General features: G+C 56.9%; 14 protein-coding genes. 6 read left to right on the top strand and 8 right to left on the bottom strand.

Features of this window, described 5'->3' with window-relative positions:
• The first annotated feature begins 140 nt into the window (after positions 1 to 140).
• The 3 genes from ACQKLP_RS12740 (at position 141) to ACQKLP_RS12750 (ending at position 6358) form a co-directional block, all read left to right on the top strand.
• On the top strand, positions 141 to 536 hold the full coding sequence (locus tag ACQKLP_RS12740; protein WP_427323129.1) for a hypothetical protein: 396 nt from the start codon (positions 141 to 143) through the stop codon (positions 534 to 536).
• 128 nt (positions 537 to 664) lie between these two features.
• Positions 665 to 1780 carry an efflux RND transporter periplasmic adaptor subunit gene (locus ACQKLP_RS12745; protein ID WP_427323130.1) on the top strand — a complete coding sequence of 372 codons (1116 nt, stop codon included), beginning with the start codon at positions 665 to 667 and terminating at the stop codon, positions 1778 to 1780.
• A 33-nt stretch (positions 1781 to 1813) separates the two neighbouring features.
• The gene (locus ACQKLP_RS12750; protein ID WP_427323131.1) at positions 1814 to 6358 is read left to right on the top strand and encodes an efflux RND transporter permease subunit; all 4545 of its coding nucleotides are present in this window, start codon (positions 1814 to 1816) and stop codon (positions 6356 to 6358) included.
• 59 nt (positions 6359 to 6417) lie between these two features.
• On the opposite strand, the gene ACQKLP_RS12755 is transcribed toward ACQKLP_RS12750, so the two are convergent.
• From ACQKLP_RS12755 to ACQKLP_RS12790, 8 genes are all read right to left on the bottom strand, one after another.
• Entirely contained in the window at positions 6418 to 7029 is a 612-nt protein-coding gene (locus ACQKLP_RS12755) for a hypothetical protein (RefSeq protein ID WP_427323132.1), read from the bottom strand.
• 59 nt (positions 7030 to 7088) lie between these two features.
• Positions 7089 to 7301 carry a hypothetical protein gene (locus tag ACQKLP_RS12760; protein WP_427323133.1) on the bottom strand — a complete coding sequence of 71 codons (213 nt, stop codon included), beginning with the start codon at positions 7299 to 7301 and terminating at the stop codon, positions 7089 to 7091.
• 54 nt (positions 7302 to 7355) lie between these two features.
• Positions 7356 to 7625: a UBP-type zinc finger domain-containing protein gene (locus tag ACQKLP_RS12765; RefSeq protein ID WP_341839381.1), complete on the bottom strand. Its 270-nt coding sequence runs from the start codon at positions 7623 to 7625 to the stop codon at positions 7356 to 7358.
• A gap of 13 nt (positions 7626 to 7638) precedes the next feature.
• A complete protein-coding gene (locus tag ACQKLP_RS12770; RefSeq protein ID WP_427323134.1) occupies positions 7639 to 9300 on the bottom strand; it encodes an FAD-dependent oxidoreductase in 1662 nt (553 codons plus the stop codon).
• Positions 9297 to 10709: an ATP-binding protein gene (locus tag ACQKLP_RS12775; protein WP_427323135.1), complete on the bottom strand. Its 1413-nt coding sequence runs from the start codon at positions 10707 to 10709 to the stop codon at positions 9297 to 9299. Before ACQKLP_RS12775 ends, ACQKLP_RS12770 begins: the two co-directional genes overlap by 4 nt.
• Before the next feature lie 92 nt (positions 10710 to 10801).
• The gene (locus ACQKLP_RS12780; protein WP_427323136.1) at positions 10802 to 12040 is read right to left on the bottom strand and encodes a sensor histidine kinase; all 1239 of its coding nucleotides are present in this window, start codon (positions 12038 to 12040) and stop codon (positions 10802 to 10804) included.
• Positions 12024 to 13400, bottom strand: coding sequence for a sigma-54-dependent transcriptional regulator (locus ACQKLP_RS12785; protein ID WP_427323137.1), 1377 nt, complete (start codon positions 13398 to 13400; stop codon positions 12024 to 12026). Before ACQKLP_RS12785 ends, ACQKLP_RS12780 begins: the two co-directional genes overlap by 17 nt.
• A 66-nt stretch (positions 13401 to 13466) precedes the next feature.
• Positions 13467 to 14444 (bottom strand): GlxA family transcriptional regulator, encoded by a 978-nt coding sequence (locus tag ACQKLP_RS12790; protein ID WP_427323138.1) that lies wholly within the window; start codon positions 14442 to 14444, stop codon positions 13467 to 13469.
• A 139-nt stretch (positions 14445 to 14583) separates the two neighbouring features.
• Here ACQKLP_RS12790 and ACQKLP_RS12795 point away from each other — a divergent pair, with 139 nt between their 5' ends.
• The 3 genes from ACQKLP_RS12795 to ACQKLP_RS12805 are packed head-to-tail and all read left to right on the top strand — an operon-like array spanning position 14584 to position 15824.
• Positions 14584 to 14988, top strand: a complete 405-nt coding sequence (locus tag ACQKLP_RS12795; RefSeq protein WP_427323139.1) for a VOC family protein — start codon at positions 14584 to 14586, stop codon at positions 14986 to 14988.
• Between the two features lie 2 nt (positions 14989 to 14990).
• Positions 14991 to 15395: a hypothetical protein gene (locus tag ACQKLP_RS12800; protein ID WP_427323140.1), complete on the top strand. Its 405-nt coding sequence runs from the start codon at positions 14991 to 14993 to the stop codon at positions 15393 to 15395.
• 12 nt (positions 15396 to 15407) lie between these two features.
• On the top strand, positions 15408 to 15824 hold the full coding sequence (locus tag ACQKLP_RS12805) for a DoxX family protein (RefSeq protein WP_427323141.1): 417 nt from the start codon (positions 15408 to 15410) through the stop codon (positions 15822 to 15824).
• The last annotated feature ends 54 nt before the right edge of the window (positions 15825 to 15878 follow it).

Raw genomic sequence — 15878 nt, forward strand, 5'->3', positions numbered from 1 at the left:
GTGGAATCCGCCGCTGTGGAGGGTTTTGGACATATGGTCATTTTAACTTTTTGTTAAAAGCCCGACCGTTGATCCTCTTTTGATAGGTTTTACAAACGCGTTGTATATTTTTGCGGTTGGATGAATTGTATCGCATACTCATGAGGATCAACAGAAAAATATTGTTCTTACTGTTTCTTGTTTGTATCCAGCACCTCGCCGGATTCGTTATTCCGGCGCAGGCCGGGGCGATGCCTGTTGACGTGCACATGATCGAAATCGATCTGCAGCCCGAAGTAGAAGTACCGTCCGCTTTCCTGGTCAACAACCTGGAAGACGACGATGCCAGCGTTCGGGCGAAGCAATCGCGCCGCCGTGGAAGATATTACCTTAGCGCTGCTTCCAAACAATTCAACTTTACCCAACAGGCGGCGCCGGACCAGACAGACAGGGCTTTCCGGCCGGAAATGGAGGAGAAGAAGACGGGCGTGTATCTCCAGCAAGACGCCTTCCTCCCGGCTTATTACAATTTCCTCTTCCGGTTCACGCTATTCTGAGCCATTCCTTCCCCTGACTTTACGACATTGATCACACCTGCGCCCGCCACGGGCGCCAGTTCTGCATTTTCCTAAACGCGGCCGGAAACGTACGTTCCTCCGGCCCCATAAATCTTTTTTTACCTATTATGCACCAGATAACAGGAGGCATCGCTATTGCCCTTGTAGCCGCGTCTTTGACCGGCTGCGTCACCAAAGGAGATTCCGGCAACCAGGAAAACGACCTGCAATCGTTCCCCGTCCTCAAGCTCGAAAAAACGGACACCGTCCTTCACCGCCATTACGTGGCCGATATCCAGGCCGTGCGCAACGTAGACGTAAGGGCCCGCATCAACGGGTTTCTCAATAAAATTTATGTAGACGAAGGCCAGCAGGTGAAGAAAGGCCAACTGCTCTTCAGCCTCAACGACGAAGAGCGCCGCGCCGAACTGGCCCGTGCCAAAGCCGCGCTCAGCAGCGCCATCGCCGAAGCCAAAGCCGCCAGCCTCGAAGTGGACCGCGTCAACATCCTCGTCACCAAAAAAGTGATCTCCGCCACTGAACTGGAAGTAGCCCAGGCCAAGCTCGCAGCGTTCAACGCCAAGGTCGAAGAGGCCCGCTCCGCCGAGTTCAACGCGGCTACACAGTTGTCGTACACGAGCATCCGCGCGCCGTTCGACGGGTTCATCGACCGGATCCCCCTCAAAACAGGTAGCTTCGTGAGCGAAGGGAACCTCCTCACCACCGTGTCCGACATCCACGAAGTGTACGCTTACTTCAATGTGTCCGAAACCGAATACCTCGAGTTCATCCGCAGCGGCAGCGATGCGCGCCGGAGGGTATCGCTCGTACTGGCCGATGGTTCGGATTACCATCACGACGGCCACGTCGAAACCGTGGAAAGCGAGTTCGAGGAAAATACGGGGTCTATCGCTTTCAGGGCGCGCTTCCCCAACCCGCAACAGGTGCTCAAGCACGGCGCCAGCGGGAAAGTGACGCTCACCAACCGGATCGATAGCTGCCTGCTGCTGCCGCAGAAAGCGGTGTTCGAGATGCAGGACAAAAACTATGTATACGTGCTGGATACGGACAATACGGTGAAGATGCGCGCATTTGAGCCGGGAGCGCGGATCTCGCATTCCTACCTCGTGAAAGGAGGGCTGAAGCCGGGCGAAAAGATCGTTTTCGAAGGCGTCCGCAATCTGCGGGAAGGCATGAAGATCAGTCCCAAACTCATGGCTACCGGCCAGGTGAAGGCTTTGTAAGACAGATTGAATCGTAACCAGAAACCAAACGTAATGTTCGATACTTTTATCAGGCGGCCTGTGCTGTCGCTGGTGATTTCTTTGTTTATTGTGTTACTGGGGCTGCTGGCGCTTTTCGGGTTGCCGGTCACCCAGTTCCCCGATATCGTGCCGCCATCCGTTACGGTATCGGCCAAATATACCGGCGCCAACGCCGAAGTGTGCGCCAACGCCGTGGCCATCCCGCTGGAAAGGGCCATCAACGGCGTTCCGGGCATGACGTACATGACGTCTGTCTCCTCCAACAACGGCACCACGCTCATCACCGTCTTTTTCAAGGTGGGAACGGACCCCGACCAGGCGGCCGTGAACGTGCAGAACCGCGTATCCACCATCATCGACGAGCTGCCCGAAGAGGTGATCAAAGCCGGGGTTACGACCGAAAAGGAAGTGAACTCCATGCTGCTGTACCTCAACGTGATGAGCGAAGACTCCACGCTCGACGAGAACTTCATCTACAACTTCGCCGACATCAACGTGCTGAAGGAATTGAAGCGAATCGACGGTGTGGGCTTCGCCGAGATCATGGGCGCCAAGGAATACGCCATGCGCGTGTGGCTGCAGCCCGACCGGATGCTGGCCTACAACGTGTCTGCCGATGAAGTGGTACAGGCCATTCGCCGGCAGAACATCGAAGCCGCTCCCGGTAAAACGGGCGAAAGCTCCGACAAGCAGGCCCAATTGCTGCAATATGTGCTTCGCTATACCGGCAAGTACTTCGAGCCTGATCAATACGCCGATATCATCATCCGCGCCAACCCGGACGGGTCGGTGCTGCGGCTGAAAGAAATAGCGGACGTGGAATTCGGGGCGCTGACGTACGGGATGGTGTCGAAAACGGACGGGAAACCTTCCGCTTCGATCATGCTTAAGCAGCGGCCGGGCTCCAATGCGCAGGATGTGATCAAAAACGTGAAGCTGCGGATGGAAGAACTGAAGGCATCGTCGTTCCCGCCGGGCATGACGTACAACTTCAACTATGACGTGTCCCGCTTCCTCGACGCGTCTATCGCCGAGGTGTTGCGCACGCTGTTTGAAGCGTTCATCCTGGTGGGGATCGTGGTGTTCCTGTTTTTGCAGGACTGGCGCTCAACGCTGATCCCCATCCTGGCCATCCCGGTGGCGCTGATAGGTACGCTGGCGTTCATGCAGCTGATGGGCTTTTCCATCAACCTGCTCACCCTTTTCGCCCTCGTACTTTCGATCGGGATCGTAGTGGATAATGCGATCGTGGTGGTGGAAGCGGTGCATGCGAAAATGACCGAAACGCATTTGCCCGCGCTGCAGGCAACGCTGGCGTCGATGAAGGAAATCAGCGGGGCGGTGATCGCCATCACGCTGGTGATGTCTGCCGTATTTATCCCGGTGGCGTTCCTCAGCGGGCCGGTGGGCGTGTTCTACCGGCAGTTTTCGCTCACGCTCGCCTTCGCGATCATCATTTCGGGGATCAACGCGCTCACGCTGACGCCGGCGCTTTGCGCGCTCATGCTGAAGCACGATCCCAACGGGCATATGCGCACCAATCCGCTGCAACGGTTCTTCAATATGTTCAACCGCGGATATAACAAAACCGAGAACAAATACAAGCGCATCGTGGGTGCTATCGCCGGAAAGCGGCTGATGACGCTGATCACGCTCATCGCGTTTTTTGTGCTCACCTGGGGCGCGGCGGCCATTCTGCCGGGCGGGTTCATTCCCGGTGAAGACCAGGGCATGATCTACGTGAACGTGACCACGCCCAACGGCGCCACGGTGGAGCGTACCGAAAAAGTGCTCGATTCCGTGCAGGCCGCCGCCGCGGGAATGGATGCGGTAGAATCGGTGTCGACCCTCGCGGGGTATAGCCTCGTGAACGAAGTAGCGGGCGCGTCTTACGGAATGGGGATGATCAACCTCAAATCCTGGGGCGACCGCGAACAGTCGGTCAACGATATCATCGAAGACCTGAAACAGCGGACGCGCAACATCGCCGACGCATCCATCGAATACTTCCCGCCGCCGACGGTGCCCGGTTTCGGCAACGCTTCCGGCTTCGAGCTGCGCGTGCTGGACAGAACGGGGGCCGACGACCTGGAACAGGTAGCCGAAGTCACGAACAAATTCATCGCCGCGCTGGAGGAACGCCCCGAGATCGGGAGCGCCTTCACGAGCTTCGACCCGGCTTTCCCGCAATATATGATCCACGTAGACCAGGCCATGGCGGCTAAAAAGGGCGTGAGCATCGACAATGCCATGAGCACCCTTCAAACCCTGCTGGGCAGCTTCTACGCGAGCAACTTCATCCGTTTCGGACAAATGTACAAGGTGATGGTGCAGGCCTCGCCGCAATACCGTACCAAGCCGGAAGACGTGCTGCTGCTGCATGTGAAGAACGACCACGGTGAAATGGTGCCCTTCTCCAACTTCGTGCGGCTGGAACGGGTGTACGGGCCCGAAACCCTCACGCGCTATAACATGTACATGTCTGCCATGATCAATGGCGACGCGGCGCCGGGCTTCTCCAGCGGAGATGCCATCAAGGCCATCGAGGAAACGGCGAAAGCGACCCTGCCGCGCGGATTCTCGTTCGAATGGAGCGGGATGACCCGTGAACAGGTACTTTCCGGCAACCAGGCGATCTATATTTTCGGGATTTGCCTTTTGTTCGTGTACCTGCTGCTGGCAGCGCAATACGAAAGCTTCCTGCTGCCGCTGCCGGTGCTGCTTTCCCTGCCCGCAGGGATTTTCGGGGCGTTCCTTTGCCTCAAGCTCGCCGGACTGGAAAACAACATCTATGCGCAGGTGGCGCTGGTGATGCTGATCGGATTGCTGGGCAAGAACGCCATCCTGATCGTAGAGTTTGCGGTACAGCGGCAGAAACAGGGCCTTACGGTGGTAAGGGCCGCGATAGAAGGCGGTGTGAGCCGTTTACGGCCCATCCTGATGACGAGCTTCGCGTTCATCGCCGGGCTGATCCCGCTGTGTATCGCCAGCGGTGCCGGCGCCATGGGGAACCGTTCCATCGGTACGGCCGCCGCGGGCGGGATGTTGATCGGGACCGTTTTCGGGGTGCTCGTCATTCCCGGATTGTATGTACTGTTTTCCAGGATAAAGGTGAAGCGGAAAAAGCCGAAACCCGCCGTGATCGCAGTGGCTGTGTTGCTGGTGTTCCTGGGCGCGTGTAAGGCGCCCCGGCCGCTGCAAACCCCGGAGCTGCCGGCGGTGCCGCAGGCGGAAAAGGATACCCTCGCGCCGGTGAGCCTCCTTCCCGTCAAATCGTTCTTCACCGACCCGTATCTCCAGCAACTGCTCGATACCGCGTTCCGCAACAATGCCGACGTGCTCGTCGCCGTGCAGAAAATGGAAACCGTACAGGCGCAGCTGGCCATGGCGCGCAAAGCCTGGCTGCCGGCGCTGAGCGCCGGCGTGCACGCGGGAACAGAGAAATTCGGGAAATATACCATCGACGGGGTCGGCAATTTCGATACGAACCTGTCGCCCAATATCGATAAAGACCAGCGCATTCCCACGCCGGCGGTGCCGGATTATTTCGCGGGGCTGCGCAGTGCCTGGGAGATCGACCTGTGGGGGAAACTGAAGCGGCAGAAAGAGGCTGCGTACGCAAGGTTCCTCGCTTCGGCCGAAGGCCGCCGGCTCGTATATACGCAACTGACGGCCCAGATCGCCTCGCTGTATTATCATTTGCTGGAGCTGGACTACGAACTGGCCGTGATCGAAAAGAACGTGCTGTTGCAGGAATCCGCGCTGGAGACTGTGAAGATCCAGCAGGAAGCGGGGAGGGCCACGGCGCTGGCGGTCCAGCAGTTCCACGCGCAATTCCTGAACACGAAAGCCCTGGCATTCGGCATCCGGCAGCAACGCACGGAAATCGAAAACCAGCTGAACGCCCTGGCCGGACGGTTCCCGCAGGCAGTGCCCCGCTCGAAGAATCTGCTGGAAGCGCCCATCCCGGCGAAGCTGGCGGAAGGCATTCCGGCAAAACTGTTGCTGGCGCGGCCAGACATCCGCCAGGCGGAACTGGAGCTGGTTGCCGCAAAGGCCGACGTGAATGCGGCGCGCGCGTCGTTCTTCCCTACATTGACATTGAGCGCATCCATCGGGTATAATGCGTTCGATCCGGGATTGCTGTTCAAAAGCCCGGCCTCCATCGCCTATACGGCGCTGGGCGGGCTCACGGCGCCCGTGTTCAATCAAAACCAGATCCGGTCGCGCTACCGGATCGCAACGGCCGAAGGCATGAGCGCGTTCTACGCGTACCGCCAGGCCATCGTGAACGGATACCAGGAAGTATCCACCTCGCTGCAAAAAGTCGGCAACAGCGAGAAGGCATATAAGCTCAAGGAAGCAGAAGTGCTCATGCTGCAATCCGGCGTATCCACCGCGCGCGATCTCTTCGCCACGGGGTACGCCAATTATCTGGAAGTGATCAATGCCCAGAAAAACGTCCTCGATGCAGAACTGGCCCTGGCGCAGCACCGGCGTGAAGTGTTCGACGGTGTGATAGCGCTCTACAGGGCCTTGGGCGGAGGTGCGGAATAGGGCAAGGGCCGGTCTATTGACCGGCCCTTTTCTTTTTTATGTGCAACGTTTCCGTTCGATTACATTTTTCTGAAACGCCCGATGGCAAGCCCCGTCTGTATCTTCTGCATTCTCACTCCCTGGATTACCTCGGAGGAAGATTGATTGATCACAGACGTGAAAATCAACTCGCCATTCACGATCGCAAATTTCGATGCATTGGGAACTACCGGCATTTCCTGGCCGGTGGAAGGGAACTGGATGAGCCCTTTTTCGGCCAATACCGAATCCGTTCCCACATATTTGAATGTGCCCGTGCTGTTGTATTTGGGCACGGTGAAATTGAACGGCACCTGGAACGGCTCGTCAAAATCAGGCGTCGTTCCGGTAAAGGATTCCACCGTCATGGTAGCGTTGATCTTGTAACCGAGGCCGGTCGATGTCATGGTATTGCCTTCGATGATCATCATACCGGTATTTTCGGTGGTCGTGTACTCTATGTCCGAAACTGTCCGGTTGGTTACGCCGGCTTCAACAAAAGATTGCTCCGTTTTAGCTTTCAGGTACATGGACACGAACTGGTATGTACCATTCAGCGTGCCCGTGGGCTTGGGCTCATCGTCTTTTTTGCTACAGCCGGTAAACACAAGGGCGGCAAACAGAAGATAGGTCAGGGATGAAATTTTTTTCATGCGGGATAATTATTTGAACGCCAAAAGTAAACTCATCCTGCCAATCTTTTATCCCACCTTCATTCCACTTTTCCGAACACCCATTTCATGATACTTGATAAGATGAGATACCCCGCGCAGCTGGCCGCGCCCCAGGAGAAAAGGAACAGCAGCGCGCCTTTCACGGTCGACGGATCGATCCAGTTATAGGCCAGGATCCCGCAGAAAAAACTATTGGAAACGGTGGCAAACAAAAGCGTCACCGCGAGAAAAGTAGCGGATACGTTTTTCATAGGATAGGATTTGTCTTAAATATATGTTAATTAAATAACATATGCAAGTGGCCGCTAGTATTCCGCGAAACTTTGGTCTTCGTAGCACCAGATCCACCGTTCCCCAGGCTCCGCGGAAATCACCACGGGATGCCCGGTAGCATGGAAATGGGCGGTCATGTGGCGGGAAGGGGAGCTGTCGCAGCAAAAAGTGCCGCCACAGGTCTGGCAGGTGCGCAGGTGCAGCCAGGTGCCGCCGGTTTTGACGCATTCTTCACATTCATGTTTTTTCGGGTGTACCAGCGTTTCCAGTTGCAGGATGTGCTGGCAGGGTTTATCGGCCATAAGAAAGTTTTTATCAGGTTTCGGCTAAATATTTATGAACGAAGCTGATCGCCATGGAACCCTCGCCCACAGCGGCCGCCACGCGGTTCATAGCGCCCGCGCGTACGTCGCCGGCGGCAAAGATGCCCGGGATGCTCGTTTCCAGGATATACGGATCGCGGGCGGGCTTCCACAGCTGCCGGAAAGCAGGGTATTGCTGGAGGTCGCGCCCCGTTTCGATGAATCCCTTGTCGTTTTTGATGATGCCGTCACCGATCCAGTCGGTATACGGCCGCGCGCCGATGAAAATGTACAGCGCGTCCGCCGGCATGTCGCTTTCGGTGCCGGAGTTGAGGTCGCGCAGGCGGAGGTTGGTCAGCTTCGTTTCCCCCGTTCCCTCCGCGATCTCGGCGCAGGGCAGCAGGTGAATATTGGGCGTCTGCGCGATCTGGTCGATGAGATAGGCGCTCATGGACGAGCGCAGGTCGGGCTTGCGGATGACGATATGCACGTTCCTGGCGAATTTCGACAGGTACATGGCCGCCTGGCCCGCAGAATTCCCACCGCCGAGCACGAACACCTCTTTATCGCGGCACGATGCCGCTTCGGTGCTCGCCGCGCCGTAATACACGCCGGCTCCCGTAAAATCCCCGATGCCCTGGGTTTCCAGCTTCCGGTAGTCCACGCCCGTCGTGATCACGAGGGCCTTACTGTAGATCTCGGTACCATCGTCCAGCGAAATGATTTTATACTGGTCTTTCACCTGGATGCCGGCAACGGACTGCGGCGACAAAAACTCCGTTCCGAACCGGGTCGCCTGCGTGATGGCGCGCCGCGTCAAATCGGCGCCGCTCAATCCCGTCGGGAATCCCAGGTAGTTTTCGATCCGCGAGCTGGTACCGGCTTGCCCGCCCGGCGCCCGCCGCTCGATGAGCAAGGTGCTGAGGCCTTCAGACGCGCCGTAGACCGAAGCCGCCAGTCCCGCAGGCCCCGCGCCGATAATGGCTACGTCGTACACCTGGTTGCGAACGGTGGGGTTCAGCCCGATGCGCGAAGCGATGTCTTTCAACGCCGGTTTGGCGAACAGCGCGCCGTCTTCGAATATGATGGCGGGCAATTCCTGTGCGCCGAGGTTGTTAGCGGCGGCGAGGAGCTTGCCTTGTTCGTTGCTTTCCACATCCATCCACTGGTACGGAACAAGATTGCCGGCCAGGAAATCCTTGATTTCGTGGCTGCGCGGCGAAAACTGGTACCCGATCACGCGGATGCCCTTGAAATCGGGCCGGTAATTGGCCTGCCAGTCGCCCAGGATCTCTTCCATAACGGGGTAGAGCTTTTCTTCCGGCGGGTCCCAGGGTTTCATAAGGTAATAATCCAGTTTCACGTCGTTGATCGCCTTGATGGCCGCTTCGGTATCGGAATACGCCGTGAGCAGCACGCGCTTGGCTTCGGGGAACACTTTCATGGCCTTTTCGAGGAAATGGACGCCGTCCATTTCGGGCATGCGCTGGTCGGAAAGGAAGAGGGCTACTTCTTCGCCTTTATTCTGCAATTCGGTGAGGCTCCCCAGTGCTTCCGCCACGGAAGCGGTAGACAAAACCTTGTACCGGTCGCGGAACTGGTTGCGTAAATCCCGGCTGATGGCGCGGAGCACCTGCTGATCGTCGTCTATCAAAAATATAATGGGCTGGTTCATGCGTTGTTGGTATTGGCTTCGCCATTGATGGGAAAGCAGATGGTAAATACGGTATTCCCCGGTTCGGACGTGGCTTTCACGGAACCATGATGCTGCCGTACGATGTTCATCACCGCGTCCAGGCCGAGGCCGGTGCCTTTGCCGATCGCTTTTGTGGTGAAAAACGGGTCGAAGATACGGGAAAGATTTTCTGGCGGGATGCCGGGGCCATTGTCGCTCACGGTCACCTTTACGAATTCGCCGTCGCGCGCGGTGCGGATGGTCAGCACCCCGTTGCCCTGGGCTTCCAGCGCATCGGCGGCGTTATCGATGAGGTTGGTCCAGACCTGGTTCAATTCTCCCGACAGGGCAAATACGGGCGGGAGCGTGTCGTCGAATGCTTCTTTCACTTCGATCTTCCCTTTTCGCAACTTGTATTGCATCATTACGAGCGTGTTGCGGATGCCGGTATGGATATCGATGAACTGTTTGTCGGCGCCTCCGTCCATATGCGTGAAAATCTTCACCGACTTCACCAGCCCGGAAATGCGCTGCGAGGCCTCGCGGATGTCGGCGAGCATGCGTTCCGTGGTGAAATGGCTGCTCATCCAGGAGAGCACGGTGCCGAGGTACTCCGCCGGCAGTTTTTTCGCAAAAGCGTCCAGGGTAGCGGGATGCAGGCCATAATGCCGGAAATTCTCCGCCATATCGGGCACTTCCGGGATGTGGTGATCGTAGAGCCAGTCGCTGATGGCATCTTCCTGGCTGCTGCGTTCCAGCATGCCGGGCACGGGCCGGTCGGCGGCCGACAGCGATTCCCTTATCTGGTCGCACACGAAATCCGCTTCTTCCGGCGAAAGCCGCGTCAGCATCATTTTCCGGAAGGTTTCCGGCGCGCCGCGCAAATGTTCGCCCAGGGTGTCCGACCCGCGCACGATCGCCGCGGCGGGATTGTTCAGTTCGTGTGCCAGCCCGGCCGCCAGTTTCCCCAGCGCCATCATTTTTTCGTTCTGCTGCGTGATGATGGTAAAATCCCGCACGCGGTTGGTCATGACGAACACCAGCGCCTGCGTCAGCTCGTATTGCTGCGCCATCATTTCCCGGAGCTTCGCTTTCGGGTACGTCATCATTTCCACCGGCGTTTTGCAGCAGGAATACCCGATGGAGCCGCGCGCGCGGGAATAGGGCAGGATGCCGGTCACCTGGTGCGCGGACGTCTCGGTTATCGGCACTTTGTTGCCTGCCTGGATGCGGTAGAATTCGATGGTCCCGGAAAGGATGAAATGAACGCCGCGGATTTCGTCGCCGGGCTTGTACAGGTAATCGCCTTCGGCGAAGCGCTCGGTTTCGCTGTTGTCGATCAGCCATTGCAATTGCGCTACGGGCACGTCTTTGAGGGCATCGAACAGTTGTAGGTCCTGGATGGTCACGGTAAAATCGCTGTTTGCTTAAAGATACTTATTATCAACGAATTGCGGACGTCCGGGAAATGAAGCCGGCATCGGAATGCGTGGTCCGCACATCAGCGCGCGAACCGGATGGTAAACCGTGTATCTCCCGGCGAGGGCGTTTCGAGGGAAAACTGCCAGCCATGCGCCATGAGGATGTCGCGGACGAGCATGAGCCCGATGCCCTGTCCGTCGGGTTTTGTGGAAAAGAACGGCGTGAACACGTCTGCCGGCGCCTCCACGCCATGGCCGGTATCGCTGATCCGGACGGCGTCCTGGAGTTGGGAGATCCGGATGTCGCCATCCGTTCCGATGGCTTCCATGGCGTTTTTGATGACGTTGATGAGGACTTGTTCCAGTTGCAGGCGGTCGCCGGAAACCGTGGTATCGTGGGGGAGGAATTCGAGGTGGATGCGGATATTTTTCTCGGCGGCGCGGGCTTCATGGAGTTGCGCGGCGTGGCGGAGAAGGGATTGGATGGACAGGGGCTTACGTTCCGGCGGCGGTAATTTGACGAGGTCGGCGAAATTGCGCATGAACCCGTTCAGGTGCTGGTTGCGTTCCACGGCCACTTCCAGGGCGCCCTGGTGCGCGGGGTCGAGCGTGTGGGCCTTGAGCGTGGAGCCGATGATGCTGTTGACAGGGCCGATGGTGTTGTTGACTTCATGCGCCATCATGCGGATCACTTTACCGTAGACTTTCTTTTCCGCCGCGAGGATTTCCGTCGTCAGTTCTTCTATCATAACGAAATGCCGCGCAAATCCCCGGTCGATGAAATGGGATTTCTGCAGCTTGAAAGTATTTACACCGTTGATGGTCAATGTCCGCGACTCGCCGCTCCCCAGTTCCTGCACGTCTTCTAGCAGCCGGGGCAGTTGCAGTAGCAGGATTTCCGCCTTGGGATTGGTCTGTTGCACAGCTCCGTCATAATCGAGGATAATGATGCCGGTGGGAGAGGTGAAAATAAGTTTTTCGAGGAAGAAATGCTGTTGCTCCTGCAAGGTGCGCTCATGCCGCAACTGGTCGAGCATCTGGTTGTAGACACCGATCAAGGCATCCATTTCCGTTTGCCCCGTCTTGATGAGCCGTACGCTGAAATCCTTGTCCTTCAACACTTCCGCGCCCTGCGTCAACATCTTCAGCGGCCGGAGCAGTTGCAGGTAGAGGCTCCGGGAAAACCAGAGGGACAATAATATGAACAGCTCGCTGGCGAGAAAAAGCCATTTGTTTTCCCTGAACACGAACCACGACAGCGTGAGCGCCACGCCATGGAGGACGATCACGAACAACAGGAATTTAGTCCGCAGCTTCATCGTAAGGTATATTGTATTTTTCGAGCCGGCGGTAGAGCGCGCTCCGCGTGAGCCCCAGCGCCGCCGCCGCCCGCGCGATCTTGTTTTGATGGAACGCCATGGCCTTGCGGATCATTTCCACTTCCAGGTCTTCCAGCGTAATGGTGCCCACGCCGGGAAGCTGTAATTGCCCCTTCGCGGCCGGCGAAAGCTCCAGTTGCCCCCTGAAATGTTCGATTTCCAGTACATCGGCGTTGTGTACGAGCATCGTGCGTTCGGTGAGGTTCTTCAATTGCCGGATGTTCCCCGGCAACGGCAGCGATTGCAGCCATTTCAGCGCTTCTTTCGAAACGGTGAGCGCGGGCCGGTTATATATTTCGCGGAGGTTGCGGATGAAGTGGCTGACCAGCAGGGGGATATCGCCCGGCCGCTCACGGAGCGCGGGGAGGTGAATGGTGATGAGGTTGATGCGGTAGAGGAGGTCTTCCCGGAAAGTGCCGTCGGCCACCATCTGGTGGAGGTTCTTGTTGGTGGCGCATACCACGCGCACGTCCACCGTTTTGGTGCGGCTGCTGCCGAGCACTTCATACGTCCGGTCCTGCAGTACGCGCAGCAGTTTCACCTGGCTGGAGGGCTCAAGGTCGCCGGTTTCGTCGAGGAAGATGGTGCCTTTGTTCGCCAGCTCGAAACGGCCGGTGCGGTCGAACCGGGCGTCGGTGAAGGCGCCGCGGACGTGCCCGAACATTTCGCTTTCGAACAGGGAGGCGGAGATGCCGCCGAGGTTCACTTTCACGAAGGGGCGCAATTTGCGGCGGGAGTTCTGGTGAATGGCCTCGGCAACGAGCTCCTTGCCCGTTCCGCTTTCGCCGGTGATGAGCACGGACGCGTCGGTAGCGGCCACCCGCCCGATCGTTTCGAGGACCTGCAGCATGGCGGGGTCTTCTCCGATGATCTGGCGGAAGTCGAAGTCTTTGTCGAGCTGCTTGCGGGTGAGGCCGCGGACGGGCTTTTTGTCCTGCAGCGCCAGCACGGTGCGTACGGATTGGAGGAGGGCGTCGTTGCTCCAGGGCTTGGTGATGAAATCGGCCGCGCCGCGCTTCATGCCCTGAACGGCCAGTTCTATGCTGCCCCAGCCGGTGATGAGGATCACGGGGATCGTGTGGTCGAAGGTTTTGATGCGATCGAGCAAGGCCATGCCTTCCTCGCCCGTGGTGCGGTTGGAAAAATTCAGGTCGAGGAGGATGAGGCCTGGCCTCGTTTGGGAAATGGCTTCCATGGCCTGTTCTGGCGTGCCGGCGGCGGAAGCTTCGAAACCTTCCTGTCGTAAAAGCAGCAGGAGGGAAGTGCGGACTGCGATATCGTCGTCAATGATCAGGATCATACGCCTTTGCTAAAAATTATCGGGTTGTGCCATTAAAAACAGCGCATGGTAAAGAAAACCCTCCGGTTACGCTTCTGCGGTAACCCGGGCATATTTGTTCCTGTATTCCAGAGGCGTGAGCCCGGTCACTTTTTTGAAAGTATCCCGGAAAGCCTTGGTGTCGGTATATCCCACGTCGAACATCACTTCGCTGACATTTTTCCTGGAAGCTTCGAAATGGCGTTTGGCGGCTTCGATGCGCACCCGTTGGATATATTCGAGAGGGGTGTTGTTGGTGGCCTGGCGGAACCTCCGCTCGAAGGTCCGGCGTCCGGAATTGACGATGGCCGCCAGTTCGTCTATCGTCATTTTTTCGGTGTAATTCTTCTCTATGTAGTCCTGCACCTGGATGATCTCATCATCGGCATGCCTTTTCTGGCCTTTGAAGACCGTAAAAACCGCCTGGCTGCTGCGCCCGATATCCAGCGCGAAGTTTTTCGAGATGAGAACGGCTGTTTCCCGGTCAGAAAACTTCTCGATCAGGTATAGCACCAGGTTCCAGAGACTGCTGGCGCCGCCGCTGCTGTAGATATTCCCGACTTCCGTGATAATGGCGCCGTCTACCACCGCAATTCCCGGGTAGCGTACACGGAACTCGTCGAGGTACGCCCAGTGCGTGGAGCATTTCTTGCCGTTCAGCAGCCCGGTTTCGGCCAAGAGGAAAGCGCCCAGGCAAAGACTGGCCACGCTGCATCCCTTTTCATACAACTGCCTGAAGTACGGAATGGCTTCGGCATTGATCCTGATGCCGTCATCCAGGTCGCCGTACACGGGCGGGATGATCAGCAGATCGGTTGTGCCCACGTCCTGCAGCAGCCGGTCGGCCTTAATGGTATATTCGCCGTCGTTCGCAGATACGAACGGGGTAAGTCCGGCATATTCCACTTCGAATACGGGCTCTTTTCCCAAAGCCATCAGAAAGTCGTTCGCTGCCTTGAAGGCACGGTAGGGAGGCGTTACCGCTTCTATGACACCTTTTTCGGGTGCGAAAACTGTTACTCGCATAGACTTGAAAATGTTATAAGTAAAGATACGGCATGCCTGTCATTTTCACCCCCTTAATTTGACGCATTCATGCTGTATCGGTTTCGGGTATTTGCACCACCTTTGTTTCAACGAACGAAAAACTAAAAACACACACAACATGGCAAAGAAAATTTTTATCAATCTACCCGTAGCCGACCTTGGAAAGTCGATGGATTTCTATACTAAAACCGGCTTTACCAATAACCCGGCCTTCACGGACGAAACCGGGGCCTGCATGGTACTGAGCGATGAAATATATGTGATGCTGCTGACCCACGACAAGTTCTCCCAGTTTACGGACAAAAAGATCATCGACGCCCAAACAGGCATCGGCGTGATCAACGCCCTTTCGCTGGACAGCCGGGAAGAGGTAGACACGATGGCCGATGCGGCTTTGAAGGCCGGCGGCAGCGAGCCCGTTTCCCCGAAAGACTACGGGTTTATGCAGCAAAGGAGCTTCAGCGATCCTGATGGCAACCAATGGGAGGTCCTGTTTATGGATATGAGCAAGTACCCTGGTTAAGCATGATACGTGCAGGATCAGTTTTCGCGGTGCACCTTTCCTTTAACGGGAACTGCAGCCAGGCATTCCACTATTACAGCAAATGCTTCGGCGGAGCCTTGACGGTGCAAACGCTGGCGGACACCCCGCTTGGTACGGGGCTACAGCCCGAAATGCGGAACGCCGTGGTCTGGGCTACCCTGGAAAATGAATATTTCAAACTGGTCGGCACCGATCTTACGGACGATGCCAGCATCGTTCCCGGCAACAACGTCAGCATCCTGATCGAATGCGCGTCCTTTACCGAGCGCACCAGGCTGATCAACAAGCTCATCAACAGGAATATCTGTTCCATCGAAAACACGAACCCGCTCGTCAATATCGTAGACATGTACCGCATCTGTTGGATATTAAGTGTTCATATATAAAACCATCAAAAAATGAAAACAACTAAAATTATTTTCTGGATAACGACCATCGCTATTTTCCTTTTCGAAGGTGTTATGCCCATCAGCTCCCTCATTTTTACACCGGAGTACACTTACATTGGCACGCGCCCCCTCGGCTATCCCGACTACTTCGCCGTTGCGCTGATCTTCTTCAAGCTTGCGGGCGTGCTGGCCATATTGCTGCCGCAGGTCCCGGCCCGGCTGAAGGAGTGGGCTTATGCAGGGCTCACGTTCAACCTCGTGTTTGCCGTGATCAGCCACGTGGTGGTAGACGGGAATATCGCTTACATCCTCATGCCCATCGTCGTAATGGCGGTACTGGCAGGCTCTTATTTCAGCTGGCATAAGATCCATGCCGCCAGGAACCGGCAAAAGGAAGAAGGGCTGTACGTACGGAGCATGGCCTGAGGTGAACGTTGATCCGTATTCAGACGTGTTGCGCCTTTGCAGGCACAACACGTT

This window comes from Chitinophaga sp. NPDC101104 (assembly GCF_050277495.1).
Lineage (GTDB): Bacteria > Bacteroidota > Bacteroidia > Chitinophagales > Chitinophagaceae > Chitinophaga.